Origin of the sequence: Streptomyces sp. NBC_00310 (genome assembly GCF_036208085.1) — a bacterium.
GTDB lineage: Bacteria > Actinomycetota > Actinomycetes > Streptomycetales > Streptomycetaceae > Streptomyces.
The window spans coordinates 2,500,341-2,513,885 of record NZ_CP130714.1 but is presented as its reverse complement, the minus strand read 5'-3'; the positions used below and the strand labels follow the sequence as shown (position 1 = coordinate 2,513,885).

Annotated in this window: 10 protein-coding genes; 6 read left to right on the top strand and 4 right to left on the bottom strand. The window is 71.7% G+C overall.

Translation table 11 applies throughout. The annotated features are described in order from the left end of the window. Positions 1-65: 65 nt before the first annotated feature. The 4 genes from OG202_RS11090 to OG202_RS11075 form a co-directional block, all read right to left on the bottom strand. Positions 66-1,259, bottom strand: coding sequence for a type ISP restriction/modification enzyme (locus tag OG202_RS11090; RefSeq protein WP_328222648.1), 1,194 nt, complete (start codon positions 1,257-1,259; stop codon positions 66-68). 101 nt (positions 1,260-1,360) lie between these two features. Beyond that, complete coding sequence (locus tag OG202_RS11085; protein WP_327730435.1) at positions 1,361-2,110, bottom strand: GntR family transcriptional regulator; 750 nt, start codon at positions 2,108-2,110, stop codon at positions 1,361-1,363. A 28-nt stretch (positions 2,111-2,138) separates the two neighbouring features. Next, positions 2,139-3,464, bottom strand: coding sequence for a homogentisate 1,2-dioxygenase (gene hmgA, locus OG202_RS11080; protein WP_328222647.1), 1,326 nt, complete (start codon positions 3,462-3,464; stop codon positions 2,139-2,141). Positions 3,465-3,851: 387 nt separating this feature from the next. Further along, positions 3,852-5,051, bottom strand: a complete 1,200-nt coding sequence (locus OG202_RS11075) for an RNA-guided endonuclease InsQ/TnpB family protein (protein ID WP_327730437.1) — start codon at positions 5,049-5,051, stop codon at positions 3,852-3,854. A gap of 151 nt (positions 5,052-5,202) precedes the next feature. Between OG202_RS11075 and OG202_RS11070 the strand changes: the two genes are divergently transcribed. From OG202_RS11070 to OG202_RS11045, 6 genes are all read left to right on the top strand, one after another. Continuing rightward, a complete protein-coding gene (locus OG202_RS11070) occupies positions 5,203-5,820 on the top strand; it encodes a TetR/AcrR family transcriptional regulator (protein WP_326583889.1) in 618 nt (205 codons plus the stop codon). 272 nt (positions 5,821-6,092) lie between these two features. Further along, entirely contained in the window at positions 6,093-8,348 is a 2,256-nt protein-coding gene (locus OG202_RS11065) for a molybdopterin oxidoreductase family protein (RefSeq protein ID WP_328222646.1), read from the top strand. A gap of 121 nt (positions 8,349-8,469) precedes the next feature. Beyond that, positions 8,470-9,927, top strand: a complete 1,458-nt coding sequence (locus tag OG202_RS11060) for a CitMHS family transporter (protein WP_326583891.1) — start codon at positions 8,470-8,472, stop codon at positions 9,925-9,927. Between the two features lie 99 nt (positions 9,928-10,026). After that, on the top strand, positions 10,027-11,379 hold the full coding sequence (locus OG202_RS11055) for an MFS transporter (protein WP_328222645.1): 1,353 nt from the start codon (positions 10,027-10,029) through the stop codon (positions 11,377-11,379). Positions 11,380-11,479: 100 nt separating this feature from the next. Continuing rightward, the gene (locus OG202_RS11050; RefSeq protein WP_327730440.1) at positions 11,480-12,202 is read left to right on the top strand and encodes a hypothetical protein; all 723 of its coding nucleotides are present in this window, start codon (positions 11,480-11,482) and stop codon (positions 12,200-12,202) included. Between the two features lie 58 nt (positions 12,203-12,260). Further along, positions 12,261-13,211 (top strand): class F sortase, encoded by a 951-nt coding sequence (locus tag OG202_RS11045; protein ID WP_328222644.1) that lies wholly within the window; start codon positions 12,261-12,263, stop codon positions 13,209-13,211. Positions 13,212-13,545: the final 334 nt, after the last annotated feature.

Here is a 13,545-nt window from a genome sequence, read left to right as displayed (position 1 = left end):
TTCCTCGCGGCTCGTCGCGCGGCTCCCCGCACCCCGAGAACGGCGAAGCCGTGTGCCCGCCCCTCTCACAGCAGGGTGAACTGGCCCTCCGGGCCCTCCTCGTGGTGGTCCAGGACCGAGGCGGGCCCGCGGGTCGACTCCGGGACAGGGAGGACGCCCGCCTCGCGCAGGTCCGCCGTCGTGATCGGCCGGTCGACCGTCAGCCCGGCCTGCCGCGGCCGCAGTTCCGCCAGCAACGCGAGCACGGTGATCAGTTCCAGCAGCTCCGACGTCCAGGTCTGCGGCCAGGTCGTCGGGCGGATCGCCGCCAGCGTGCCCGGCTCCGCCTGTTCCGTTCTGCGGGCGAACCATTCCTCCAGGACGCGGACGCCCCCCACCTGGAAGTCCCAGGCGTCGGCCGGTACGGGGGAGACACGGCCCGCGTCGACGAGCAGGGTCTCCTCGTCGCGGTCGTAGACGACTTCGACGGGGCGGGAGGGGAGCGGGGCGCGGACGTAGGGGCGGCGGCCACCGGGGAGTTTGGGGCGGTCACCGTCGCGGCGCATGAGCCACAGGGTGCGGCGGCCCAGCTCGACGCCGTGGGACCAGGCTTCGGGGTCGGTGGGCAGGGGGACATCGACGCGGTGGGGGCCGGGGCGCGCTGCCACCAGGATCCAGGCGAGGACGTCGACGGGATCGACGGGGCCGGTGCCGAGACGCTCGCCGACGTACTCCCGCAGGCCGGGTGCGAGGTTCGGCTCCACGCCGCCCGGCCGTCGGTACAGGGGGCGGACGCGGCCGATGCGTGGGCCGTGGGCGGGGGGCAGGGGCAGGACGGGGGAGGCCAGGAGAGCGGGGCCCGACGACTCCGGTGCGACCGTCTGCTCGACCACGAAGACCTGCCGCTCGTCCGCCACGCGCCACAGCTCGGGGCGGGCGGCGTCGATCAGGCGGTGGTCGGGGATGAGCCACTGCTCGTCGAAGGGGGCGGCCAGGACACGGACGGGCTCGGGGCAGGGGCCCGTCTCGCGGGCCAGCCGGCCGGTACCGCCGGACCGGCCCGGCAGCTGGGCCACCGCCGAGGTGAGCGTGCGGGAGCGGGTGGGGGCGAACAGGGCCTCGCGGTCCGGGCCCTCCGCCTTCAGCAGGGTGTCCCAGCGGGCCTTCAGGGAGGCCGCGTCGGGCGCCGTCGGCCACGCCCGGCCCAGCCGTGGCGGTGCGACGGACCACGGCATGAGGTCCGCGAGCAGCGGAGCGTCGTCGAGCGTCACGCTGGGCATCGTACGACCTCGTCCGTGGGCGTCGAGGGGGACGGTGACGGATCCGTGGGCGTCGAGGGGGACGGTGACGGATCCGTGGGCGTCGAGGGGGACGGTGAGGATCAGTGGGCATCGAGGGTGACCGTGAACGAGAAGCGGTCGCCCCGGTAGTGGATGACCGCCACGTCCAGGACGCGGCCGGACTCGTCGTGGGTGACGCCCGTGTAGTGGAGGATCGGGCTGAGCAGGGGGACCTGGAGGAGGCGGGCGGTCTCCGGGTCGGCGATGCGGGCCTCGACCGTGTCGGTGATCCGGCCGATGGCCACGCCCACGACATCGCGGAGGACCTTCGTCATCGGCCAGCGGAGCAGGTCGTCGCGGTCGATGCGTTCGGCCAACTCGGGGCGGACGTAGTTGCGGGCGTGGTTGGTGGGCTCGCCCGTCTTCTCGTCGCCGCGCAACCGGTGGTACGTGGCCACCTCGGTCAAGTCGGGGAAGTACTCCGAGAGTTCACCCGACACAGGGGTGCTGCCCTGGTCCAGCAGCTCGGTCGTCATGCCCGACTGCTGGGCCACGATCGCGTCCACCGAGCCGAGCAGGCGTACGGGCGAGCCCCGCTGGGCGCTCGGCTCGATGAACGTGCCGCGCCGGCGGTGCCGGGTGATCAGGCCCTCGTCCTCCAGCTCCTTCAGCGCCTGCCGCATGGTCAGCACGCTCACCCCGTAGTGCCCGGCCAGCTGCTCCTCGGTGGGCAGCCGCAGGGGATCCCGGGGAGACCGGCCGAGTATCGAGGCGCGCAGCGACTGCGACACCTGGTACCAGAGCGGCAGTTTGCGGTTCAGGACGATCGAGTCCGGAGCGAATGAGGTCACGACGGTATCCGTACCCGGCGCGGCGCGTTCAGCGCAACGGGTCGAAGTGGCGCTGGAGCCCGGACCACACCTCGTCGTACCCCTGCTGCAGGTGCTCCGCCCGGGCCGCCTGCGTGGTCGTGAGGATCGGCCAGCGCGTCTCGAACATGAAGGCGAGCCCGTCGTCGACCCGCTGCGGCGCCAGCTCCACCGCGCTCGCCCGGTCGAAGGTCTCCCGGTCCGGTCCGTGCGCCGACATCATGTTGTGCAGCGAGCCGCCACCGGGCACGAAGCCCCCTTTTCCGGCAGTCTTCGCGTCGTACGCGCCCTCGATCAGGCCCATGTACTCGCTCATCACGTTCCGGTGGAAGTACGGCGGCCGGAACGTGTCCTCGCCCACCAGCCAGCGCGGCGCGAAGACCACGAAGTCCACCCCCGCCAGGCCGGGGGTGTCGCTCGGCGAGGTCAGCACCGTGAAGATCGACGGGTCCGGGTGGTCGTACGAGATCGTCCCGATGACGTTGAAGCGGCGCAGGTCGTAGACGTACGGCGTGGAGTTGCCGTGCCAGGCCACCACGTCGAGCGGTGAGTGGTCGTACGTGGCCGTCCAGAGGTTGCCGCAGAACTTGTTCACCACCTCCACCGGGCCCTCGACGTCCTCGTACGCGGCCACCGGCGCCCGGAAGTCCCGCGGGTTCGCGAGGCCGTTGGCGCCGATCGGGCCCAGGTCGGGGAGGCGGAAGGGGGCGCCGTAGTTCTCGCAGACATAGCCGCGGGCCGAGGCGTCCAGGAGCTCGACGCGGAAGCGCACGCCCCGGGGGATCAGGGCGACCTCGCCGGGCTCGACGTGCAGCAGGCCGAACTCCGTGCGCAGGAGCAGGCCGCCGCGCTCCGGGACGATCAGAAGCTCGCCGTCCGCGTCGCTGAAGACCCGCTCCATGGCGGAATTGGCGTGATACAGGTGCACGGCCACGCCCGTGCGCTGCGCCGCGTCGCCGTTGCCGCCGAGGGTCCACAGGCCGCCGAGGAAGTCGGTGCCCGCGGGGGGCTCCGGGAGGGGGTTCCAGCGGAGGCGGTTGGGGTCGGGGACCGTCTCGGTGAAGGGCGCCGTGCGGAGGGCACCGTGGTCCGTGCGCGTGAAGGCGGGGTGGGCGGCGGACGGGCGGATCCGGTACAGCCAGGAGCGGCGGTTGTGGGCCCTCGGTTCGGTGAACGCGGTGCCGCTGAGCTGCTCCGCGTACAGGCCGAGCGGGGCGCGCTGCGGGGAGTTGCGGCCGTGCGGCAGCGCGCCCGGGACCGCCTCCGAGGCGTGCTCGTTGCCGAAACCGGAGAGGTATTCCAGCCCCTCGGCCGTCTTCCTCGCGTCCCCGCTCATGCCTGCTCCCTCGCACTCCTGATTCCTGTGCTTCACCGTAGGATTCGGCCGGGGCGGGCGCAAGTGGGCGGCCAGGGGGCGGCGAGAGGACAGGGCGACAACCGGACGCCGGCGGGACGTCGACAGATCGGGTGCATCGGGCGGAGAGGGAGAACCGGATCGGGAGGAGACCCGTCCTGTCAGTGCGGTGCCTTAGTCTCCCGGCAGGCTGTGGGCGTGCGGATGTTCGCTGTCCGTCGTACTCCACGGCTGAGCGGGAGCGGTGGTACCAGCCGTACTGATTCGGAAGGGCTCAGCGGGCCCGCCGTCCCCAACCATCACACCACCACCATCACCATCGGCGGAAAGGCATCTTGGCTTCCTCCCCCTCGTGAACGAGGCGGATTCCTACGGCTCGCGCCGTGGGGTTTTCTGCTTCGTCGCCGACTGCCCGCCCGGAGAACTCCGTTGAGGTCTTACGCCAGCTCCGCAGACTGTCACCGCCAGCCCGGCGGCCAGAAGATTCTTCGCCGCGTTCACGTCCCGGTCATGGGTCGTGCCACAGCTGTCGCACGTCCACATACGGACGCCGAGCGGCATCTTTTTCTGCAAGGTGCCGCAGCTGGAGCACAGCTTGGAGGACGGGAAGAAGCGGTCCACCGCGATCACTTCCCGCCCGTACCAGGCGGCCTTGTACTCCAGCATGGAGCGGAACTCGCTCCAGCTTGCGTCCGAGATGGCTCGGGCGAGTGTGTGGTTCTTGACCGTGTTGCGCACGGCCAGGTCCTCGATCACGAGCGTTTGGTTCTCACGCACGAGCCGAGTGGTCAGCTTGTGGAGCATGTCCCGGCGCCGGTCGGCGATCCGGGCGTGGACCCTGGCGACCTTGCGCCGCGCCTTGGCCCGGTTGGTCCCGTCACCCTTGGCCTTGCGGGACAACTCCCGCTGTGCCATGGCCAGACGGGCGCGGTCACGGCGCTCATGCCTCGCGTTGGCGACCTTCTCCCCCGTGGAGAGGGTCAGGAGGTGGTCCAGCCCGACATCGATCCCAACCGCTGCATCAGTGGCGGGAAGGGGCCTGACAGTGGGGTCGTCGCACAGCATCGAGACGAACCAGCGTCCGGCCGCGTCCTGAGACACGGTCACCGTGGACGGCTTCGCCCCGTTTGGCAGTGGGCGCGACCACACGATGTCGAGCGGTTCGCTCATCTTGGCCAGGGTCAGCTTCCCGTCACGGAACCGGAAACCGGAGACGGTGTACTCGGCCGACTTCCGCGACCTCTTGCGCGACTTGAAGCGCGGGTACTTGGCCCGCTTTGCGAAGAAATGGGTGAACGCGGTCTGCAGGTGCCGCAGTGCCTGCTGAAGCGGAACGGACGACACGTCGTTGAGGAACGCCAGCTCCTCGGTCTTCTTCCACGCCGTCAGCATGGCCGAGGTCTGGTTGTAGTTGACCCGGTCCTGACGCGCCCACGCCTCGGTACGGGCGCCGAGCGCCATGTTGTAGACCTTCCGCACGCATCCGAACGTGCGCGACAGTTCCGCCGTCTGCGCATCGGTCGGGTGGAAGCGGTACTTGAATGCCCGCTTCACATGGCTTGTGGTCACCCTCACAAACTGGCATGGCTATATGTGAAACCTAGGTCTCCAGGTCAGAGTGCCGGGATCCACCCTGGCGGATCCCGGCTCCTTGCCCTGCTCCGCAGGGATTTCGTTTCCTCCTCCGGTTGAAGCCGAGGGGATCCACGAAAGGACTCCGATGAAGCCCGTGTCCCAGGCGACCTCCCTGCGCCGCGCCCCCGTGCAGCGGCGCAGTGCCGAACGACTGACCAGGATCCTCGACGCCTGCGCCGACCTCCTCGACGAGGTGGGCTACGACGCGCTGAGCACCCGCGCCGTGGCGCTGCGCGCGGGCGTGCCCATCGGCTCCGTGTACCGGTTCTTCGGCAACAAGCGCGCGATGGCCGACGCCCTCGCCGAACGCAACCTGGACCGTTTCACCGACCGGGTCACCCGCCGTCTCCAGGCGACGGGCGGCCGGGACTGGCGCACCGCCATGGACGCCGTCCTCGACGAATACCTCGACATGAAGCGCAACGCCCCCGGCTTCGCCCTCATCGACTTCGGCAACCAGATCCCCGTCGGTGGCAGCCGCCAGGAACCGAACCACCGCGTCGCCGACCGGCTGTCCGAACTGCTCTCCGCGTTCATCGACCGCACCCCCGACGAGGATCTCCGTCGCACCTTCCTCATCGCCGTCGAGACCGCCGACACCCTCGTGCACCTGGCCTTCCGGCTCTCCCCGGCGGGCGACGCGCGGATCATCCAGGAGATGCGGGAGCTGCTGCGGGCCTATCTCGCCCGCGTGCTGGACTGACACCGGGCCGGACCGGGGGCCGGCCCCGGGCGCGGACTGCCCGAGCCGGGATGCGGACTGCCCGAGCCTGGATGCTGGCTGTACGGCCCCGCCCCGGCCGGGGCCGGCCGGGACCCGGCCCGGTGAGGGTCTCGCGATTTCCCGACAAGACCCCCGGCAGCCCCTCCCCGTGATGCATACCGGTCGGTATGCTCGGCCTCGGTGCCGCGTGCCTCCCTGCGCGCGGCGCCCGTCCGAGCGTCACCGTCGCCGCCGCCCCTCCGGGAGGACCCGTGTCCACCACCATCGACTCCCGCACCGCCCTGCGCGTCTGCCCCCTCTGCGAGGCCACCTGCGGCCTCACCCTCACCATCGAGGGCACCCGGGTGACCAAGGCGCGCGGTGACCGGGACGATGTGTTCAGCAAGGGCTTCATCTGCCCGAAGGGCGCCTCCCTGGGCGCGGCCGACGGGGACCCGGACCGGCTGCGCACCCCACTGGTCCGCAGGGACGGCGAACTGCGGGAGGCGACCTGGCAGGAGGCCTTCGACGCCGTCGCCGCCGGCCTCCGTCCCGTCGTCGAGGCCCATGGGCCGAACGCCGTCGGTCTCGTCCTCGGCAACCCGAACGTGCACACCGTGGCCGGCGGCCTCTACCCGCCGGTCCTCGTCGGCGGCCTCGGCACCCGCAGCCTGTTCAGCGCCTCCACGGTCGACCAGATGCCCAAGCACGTCTCCAGCGGACTGCTCTACGGCGACGCCAACGCCATCCCCGTACCCGACCTCGACCGCACCGACCACCTGCTGCTCCTCGGCGCCAACCCCCTGGAGTCCAACGGCAGTCTGTGCACCGCCCCCGACTTCCCCGGCAAGCTCAAGGCCCTCAAGGCCCGCGGCGGCACCCTCACGGTCGTCGACCCCCGCCTGACCCGCACGGCCAAGCTCGCCGACCGGCACGTGGCGATCCGCCCCGGCGCGGACGCGCTGCTGCTCGCGGCGATGGCGCAGGTCCTCTTCGAGGAGGACCTCGTCGACCTCGGGGCACTCGCCCCGCACGTCCAAGGGGTCGAGGAACTGGCCGTCGCCGTACGCGAGTTCACGCCCGAGGCCGTGGCCGAGGCCTGTGACGTCGACGCCGCGACCGTCCGCGCGCTGGCCCGCGAACTGGCCGCCGCGCCCACCGCCGCCGTATACGGCCGCATCGGCAGCTGCACCGTCCCGCACGGAACCCTCGCCAGCTGGCTGGTCGACGTGCTCAACATCCTCACCGGCAACCTCGACCGGCCCGGCGGCGCCCTCTTCCCGCAGTCCGCGACCGACAGGACGCCCCGGCCCGCCGGACCCGGCCACGGCTTCGCGCTCGGCCGCTGGCGCAGCCGGGTCAGCGGCCACCCCGAGGCCAAGGGCGAGCTGCCGCTGTCCGCGCTCGCCGAGGAGATCGACACCGCCACCCCCGAGGGCAGCCCGATCCGTGCCCTCGTCACGATCGCCGCCAACCCCGTGCTCTCCGCACCCGACGGCGACCGCCTCGACAAGGCGCTCGACTCCCTGGACTTCATGGTCAGCGTCGACCCGTACCTGGGCGAGACCGCCCGCCACGCCGACGTCGTCCTGCCGCCGCCCCCGCCCTCCCAGGCCCCGCACTACGACTTCGCGCTCAACACCCTGGCCGTACGCAACCAGGTCCGCTACAACCGCGCCGCCGTCCCCCTGGAGGACGGCCGCATGTCCGAGACGGAGATCCTCGCGCGGCTCGTCCTCGCCGCCACCGGCATGCACGGCGCCGACCCCTCCGCCGTCGACGACCTGGTCATCGGCCAGACTCTGGGCAAGGCCGTCAAGGAGGCCCACTCGCCCGTGCACGGCCGCGACCCCGAGGAACTCGCCGCCCAGCTCACCGGCACGGGTGGCCCCGAGCGCCGGCTCGACATGATGCTGCGCCTCGGCCCGTACGGCGACGGCTTCGGCGCCGACCCGGACGGGCTGACCCTCGCGAAGCTGCTGGCCCACCCGCACGGCATCGACCTCGGGCCGCTGAAGCCGCGTCTGCCGCAGCCGCTGAAGACGGTGAGCGGCAGGATCGAACTGCTGCCGCAGCCGATCGTCGACGACCTGCCGAGGCTCCGCACCGCCCTGCGGGAGCGCCCGGACGGCCTCGTCCTCATCGGCCGCCGCCATCTGCGGTCCAACAACAGCTGGCTGCACAACATCCCCGCCCTCACCGGCGGCACCAACCGCTGCACCCTGCACATCCACCCCGACGACGCGAGCCGCCTCGGACTCGCCGACGGGGACGCCGTACGGATCAAGGGCGCCGGGGGAGAGGTCACCGCTCCCGTCGAGGTCACCGACGTCGTACGACGCGGAGTCGTCAGCCTTCCGCACGGCTGGGGACACGACCGCCCGGGCACCCGTATGAGCCACGCCGCGATCGACCCCGGGGTGAACGTCAACCAACTCCTCGACGGCTCCCTGCTCGACCCGCTGTCGGGCAACGCGGTCCTCAACGGCATCCCCGTCGATCTCTCCCGAGCAGGCGCAACGCTGTGACCTGGAGTTCTGCTCTTATTGCTCGCATGTCAACGTCTTGTTAAGACTTGCGGGCCCGCCCTAACGTCGTCGCACCGCCGGTGCCCTGGTGGGAGTTCAAGGGCGAACGTTAGGTATCCACATGTTGACCATCCTCGGCTTCGCCATGATCGCGACCTTCCTGGTCCTGATCATGATGAAGAAGATGTCGCCGATCGCGGCACTCGTACTGATCCCCGCGCTCTTCTGCGTGTTCGTCGGAAAGGGAGCCAATCTCGGCGACTACGTCATCGAGGGGGTGGGCAATCTCGCGCCCACCGCCGCGATGCTGATGTTCGCCATCGTCTACTTCGGCCTCATGATCGACGTCGGTCTCTTCGACCCGATCGTCCGAGGCATCCTGAAGTTCTGCAAGGCCGACCCCCTGCGCATCGTCGTCGGCACGGCCCTGCTCGCCGCGATCGTCTCCCTGGACGGCGACGGTTCGACCACCTTCATGATCACCGTCTCGGCGATGTACCCGCTGTACAAGCGCCTGAAGATGAGCCTGGTCGTGATGACCGGTGTCGCCGCCACCGCCAACGGCGTGATGAACACGCTGCCCTGGGGCGGCCCGACCGCCCGCGCCGCCACCGCGCTCAAGCTCGACGCCGCCGACATCTTCGTCCCGATGATCCCCGCGCTCCTCGTCGGCCTGCTCTTCGTCTTCATCCTCTCCTACGGCCTCGGCCTGCGGGAGCGCAAGCGCCTCGGTGTGCTGAGCCTCGACGAGGTGCTGGAGCAGGAGAAGATCGTCAAGGACGAGGAGAAGTCCGAGTCCGAGGAGACCGTGCTCGTCGGCGCGGGCGCCTCGTCCGCCGCCGCCGGATCCGGTGACGACCAGGGCCGTACGGCCAAGACCACCGGCGGAGCGGGCTCCGGCACCGACTCCGAGGACGACGACGAGGACGACGTCCGCCTCCAGGGCCTGGACCCCAACCGCCCGACCCTGCGCCCCAAGCTGTACTGGTTCAACGCGCTGCTCACGGTCGCGCTGCTCACCGCCATGATCATGGAGTGGCTGCCGATCCCGGTGCTGTTCATCATCGGTGCCGCACTCGCGCTGACCGTCAACTTCCCCCACATTCCCGACCAGAAGGCGCGGCTCGCCGCCCACGCCGACAACGTCCTCAACGTCTCCGGCATGGTCTTCGCCGCCGCCGTCTTCACCGGCGTCCTCCAGGGCACCGGCATGGTCGACTCGATGGCCAAGTGGATCGTCGACGCCATCCCGGGCGGCATGGGCCCGCACATGGCCCTCGTCACCGGCTTCCTGAGCCTGCCGCTCACCTACTTCATGTCCAACGACGGCTTCTACTTCGGTGTCCTGCCGGTGCTCGCCGAGGCCGGCGCCGCCCACGGGGTCTCGCCGCTGGAGATCGCCCGCGCCTCCCTCGTCGGCCAGCCGCTGCACATGTCCAGCCCGCTGGTGCCGGCCGTGTACGTCCTCGTGGGTATGGCGAAGGTCGAGTTCGGCGACCACACGAAGTTCGTGGTGAAGTGGGCGGCCGCGACCTCGCTGATCATCCTCGGGGCGGGCGTACTGTTCGGCATCATCTGAACCCTGTCCGGCATCGTCTGAACGGGGGCGCCCGACTCCCCCGCTCCGGAGCGAAGTTCCCTCGCACCGGCGTGAACTTCCTCAAGGAGGAACCGCATCGTGAGGCCCGGTAGGAACCGCGGCTGGCTGCTCCGCCTCGTCATCGCCTTCAGCTTCGCGCAGGGGGCGGTGTCGATGGCCCGGCCCGCCGTGTCCTACCGGGCCCTCGCTTTGGGCGCCGACGAGCGCGCGGTCGGCGTGATCGCGGGGGTCTACGCCCTGCTCCCGCTGTTCGCCGCCGTCCCGCTCGGCCGCAGGACCGACCAGGGCCGCTGCGCGCCCCTGCTGCCCGTGGGTGTCGTCCTCATATCCGGCGGCTGTGTCATGAGCGGACTGGCGAACTCGCTGGTGGCGATGGCCGTGTGGAGCGGCGTGATGGGCCTCGGCCATCTCTCGTTCGTGATCGGCGCCCAGTCCCTGGTGGCCCGCCAGTCCGCGCCGCACGAACACGACCGCAACTTCGGCCACTTCACCATCGGCGCCTCCCTCGGCCAACTCGTCGGCCCGGTCGCCGCCGGTGCCCTGATCGGCGGAGCGGACATGGTCCGTACGAGCGCCCTGGCGCTGGTGGTGGCCGGCGCGGGGGCGGCGGTCTCGTTCACCTCGCTGTGGCGGATAGAGCGTCCGGTCGAGCCCAAGTCCCGTACGGCGCAGGGCGATCGGATACCCGTCCACCGCATCCTGCGCACCCGGGGGGTGCCGGGCGGCATCTTCATCAGCCTCGCCGTGCTGTCGGCGACGGACATCCTCACCGCGTATCTGCCGGTGGTCGGCGAGCACCGGGGCATCGCCCCCTCGGTGATCGGTCTCCTGCTGAGTCTGCGCGCGGCGGCGACCATCGCGTGCCGTCTGGTGATGACGCCGATGCTGCGGCTGCTCGGCCGGACCGCGCTGCTCACCGTCACCTGTGTGCTCGGGGCCGTGCTGTGCGCCGGGATCGCGCTGCCGGTTCCGGTGTGGGCGCTGGCCCTGATACTCGCCGCCCTCGGGTTCTGCCTCGGGGTCGGACAGCCGCTCTCCATGACGACGGTGGTGCAGGCCGCGCCGGACGACGCCCGGTCCACCGCCCTCGCGCTGCGGCTCACGGGTAACCGGCTGGGACAGGCCGGGGCGCCCGCCGCCGCGGGTCTGATCGCCGGCGTCGCGGGTGTGGCCGCGCCGTTCGTGATGCTCGGCGCCCTGCTGCTGGTGTCGTCGGGCATCGCCCTGCGCTCGCCGACGCAGCCGGGGCGGGGGAGCGGCACGTCGGAGAAGGAGAAGGAGAAGGAGAAGGAGAAGGAGAAGGAGAAGGAGAAGGAGACGGAGAAGGAGAAGGAGACGGAGACGAAGGCGGGGGAGGAGACGGGGGAGGGGAAGAGGAAGAGGAAGGGCTCGCGGCCCCGTGCGTGCCTGGGCCGGAAGAGGGATATCTGACGGGTCGTCGGGCGCGGCTCGCCCCGTACCCGGTGTGGTGTGACAGAGAGTCAGGCGAAAGAGCGATTTGTGTGAAAATCGTCTGACTCGGAGGTTCTGCATGTCCACCTCGTCCCGCCCGCGCCCCGCCGGAGTGCGCGTGAGTGCCGCCGCCGTCCTCGCGGCACTCACCGTCACGGGAGCCAGCCTCATCACGGCACCGGCCGCCGTCGCCGCCCCCGGCGACCCCGAGGTCGTGATCCACAAGGTGGGCTTCCCGTTCGACAATCAGCGCAACCAGCAGCTGGTCTGCGACTTCTACCTCGCTGCCTTCAACTTCCCCAGGGACCCCACACCGACCCAGCGCATCAACTGGACGATCGACCGGCAGCCCCCGGCGCCGCGCACCGATCCCGTCGCCACGGGCGAGATCCCCCTCGGGCCCGACGGCGCCGGGCACAGTACGCCCGTGGCGCCCGAGAACGCGGCGCGGCTTCCCAACGGGAACTACGTGCTCACCTGGCGGACCATCGGCGGGACGCTGGAGGAAGGGCGCAGGGAGATCGACGTCGACTGTCCGCTCACCGGGCCCGGAGCCGGCAGGCCCGGAGCCGGCAGGCCCGGAGGTGCGGGGCCCGACCGCGTCGTCTCGGAAGGCGTCGTCCCGGAAGGCGTCGTCCGGGAAGGCGCCGTCCCGGAAGGCGCCGTCCCGGCCGGCGGCGGCGGTCTCGCCATGACCCAGGACTTCGCGCCGGTCGCCGGCGCGGCCGGCGTGGGCCTCGCCGCGGTCGGCGGGGTGGCCTATCTGCGGCTGCGCCGTCGCCGCGCCGATGGCGCCGCGTAGACGCCGGCCGAGGCCCTGGTACCGGACGCGCGCCTACCGCCTGACGCGCACGGTCGTGATGACCGTCGCGCTGGTGGTGGGCGGCGTCCATCTGGCGGAGGGCAGGGAGCGGAGCGAGACCGCCGAGGCGCCCTCCGCCTGGGCCGACACCGGGGCGCGTGGCGCGGGGGCCCCGGGCGCCCAGGCGTCCCTGTACCTCACGCCCCCACCACCCGACGAATCCGCGCACGCCGCGTCCCCGAGGGCGACAGCCGGGAAACGGACCGCGCAGACCGAACCGGCCGGACGGACCGAAGCGGCCGGACGGACCGAACCGGCCGGACGGACCGAAGCGGCCGGACGGACCGAGTACACCGAGCCGGTCGGGCGCGTGAGTCCGGGGCTCGCCGATCCGGCCGGGCGGGTGGACCAGAGGCCCGCCGAGCAGACACGGCCCACTCCCGCCGTACCCGCCGGGCCGATGCCCGCCGAGCCCCCACAGCCTCCCCCCACCGCGCCGGCCGAGCCGAGGAGGCCCGCCCGGCCCCGTACGTTGCCGCCCTCCCCGGCGAAGACCGTCACCATCCGGTACCTCGGCATCGAGGCGCCCGTGATCGGGCTCCGCCTCGACGGCCGGCGGCGGCTTCCCGCGCCGCCGGACGACAGACCCAAGGTGGTCGGCTGGTACACGGAGGGGCCCGCGCCCGGCGGGCCCGGCACCGCGGTCGTCGTCGGTCACCGGGACACCCGGACGGGCCCCGCCGTCTTCGCCGCGCTGGATGTGATCAAGCCCGGCCGCATCGTGGAGGTCCTGCGGGCCGACGGCCGCACCGCCGTCTACACCGTGGACGCCGTGAGGACGTACGAGAAGGCCCGATTCCCCAACAAGGAGGTGTACGGCCACCGAGGCCGCCCCGAGCTGCGCCTGATCACCTGCGGCGGGACGTACGACCGGTGGAAGGGCTACGCGAGCAACGTCGTCGTCTTCGCCCACCTCACCGCGACCCGGGAACCCGCGCGCAAGCCGTGAACCGGCGCGCAGAGCGCATGACGTGCGCCTTGGCGAGCCCCGGGGGCGTACGGGCGCACACGCGGCCCGCCCCCGGCGCGGCCGACTGATCCGGAGGCGACGGCCCCACTAGAGGTGGACGCATGACCTTGCACTCCACCGTTCCTGAAGACTGAGCAAGAATGAGCCTGATCAGTCGCACGCCCCGAACGGTCTTGGGCGCTCCCCCACTGCCTTAAGGGCGTGGGAGGTACCCCCAGGTCCCCGGCGTACTCGACCCCGGGGCAGCGACACGCATCCTGTGCGTGGTCCGATCCCGGGAGGCCCCCGCGGCCGGAGGCCGCTGATGAACACA

Bases quoted from the DNA above. Each gene is read 5' to 3' on its own strand.
- OG202_RS11090 (WP_328222648.1), bottom strand. From the start codon at position 1,259: ATGCCCAGCGTGACGCTCGACGACGCTCCGCTGCTCGCGGACCTCATG.
- hmgA (WP_328222647.1), bottom strand. From the start codon at position 3,464: ATGAGCGGGGACGCGAGGAAGACGGCCGAGGGGCTGGAATACCTCTCC.
- OG202_RS11070 (WP_326583889.1), top strand. From the start codon at position 5,203: ATGAAGCCCGTGTCCCAGGCGACCTCCCTGCGCCGCGCCCCCGTGCAG.
- OG202_RS11060 (WP_326583891.1), top strand. From the start codon at position 8,470: ATGTTGACCATCCTCGGCTTCGCCATGATCGCGACCTTCCTGGTCCTG.
- OG202_RS11050 (WP_327730440.1), top strand. From the start codon at position 11,480: ATGTCCACCTCGTCCCGCCCGCGCCCCGCCGGAGTGCGCGTGAGTGCC.
- OG202_RS11045 (WP_328222644.1), top strand. From the start codon at position 12,261: ATGACCGTCGCGCTGGTGGTGGGCGGCGTCCATCTGGCGGAGGGCAGG.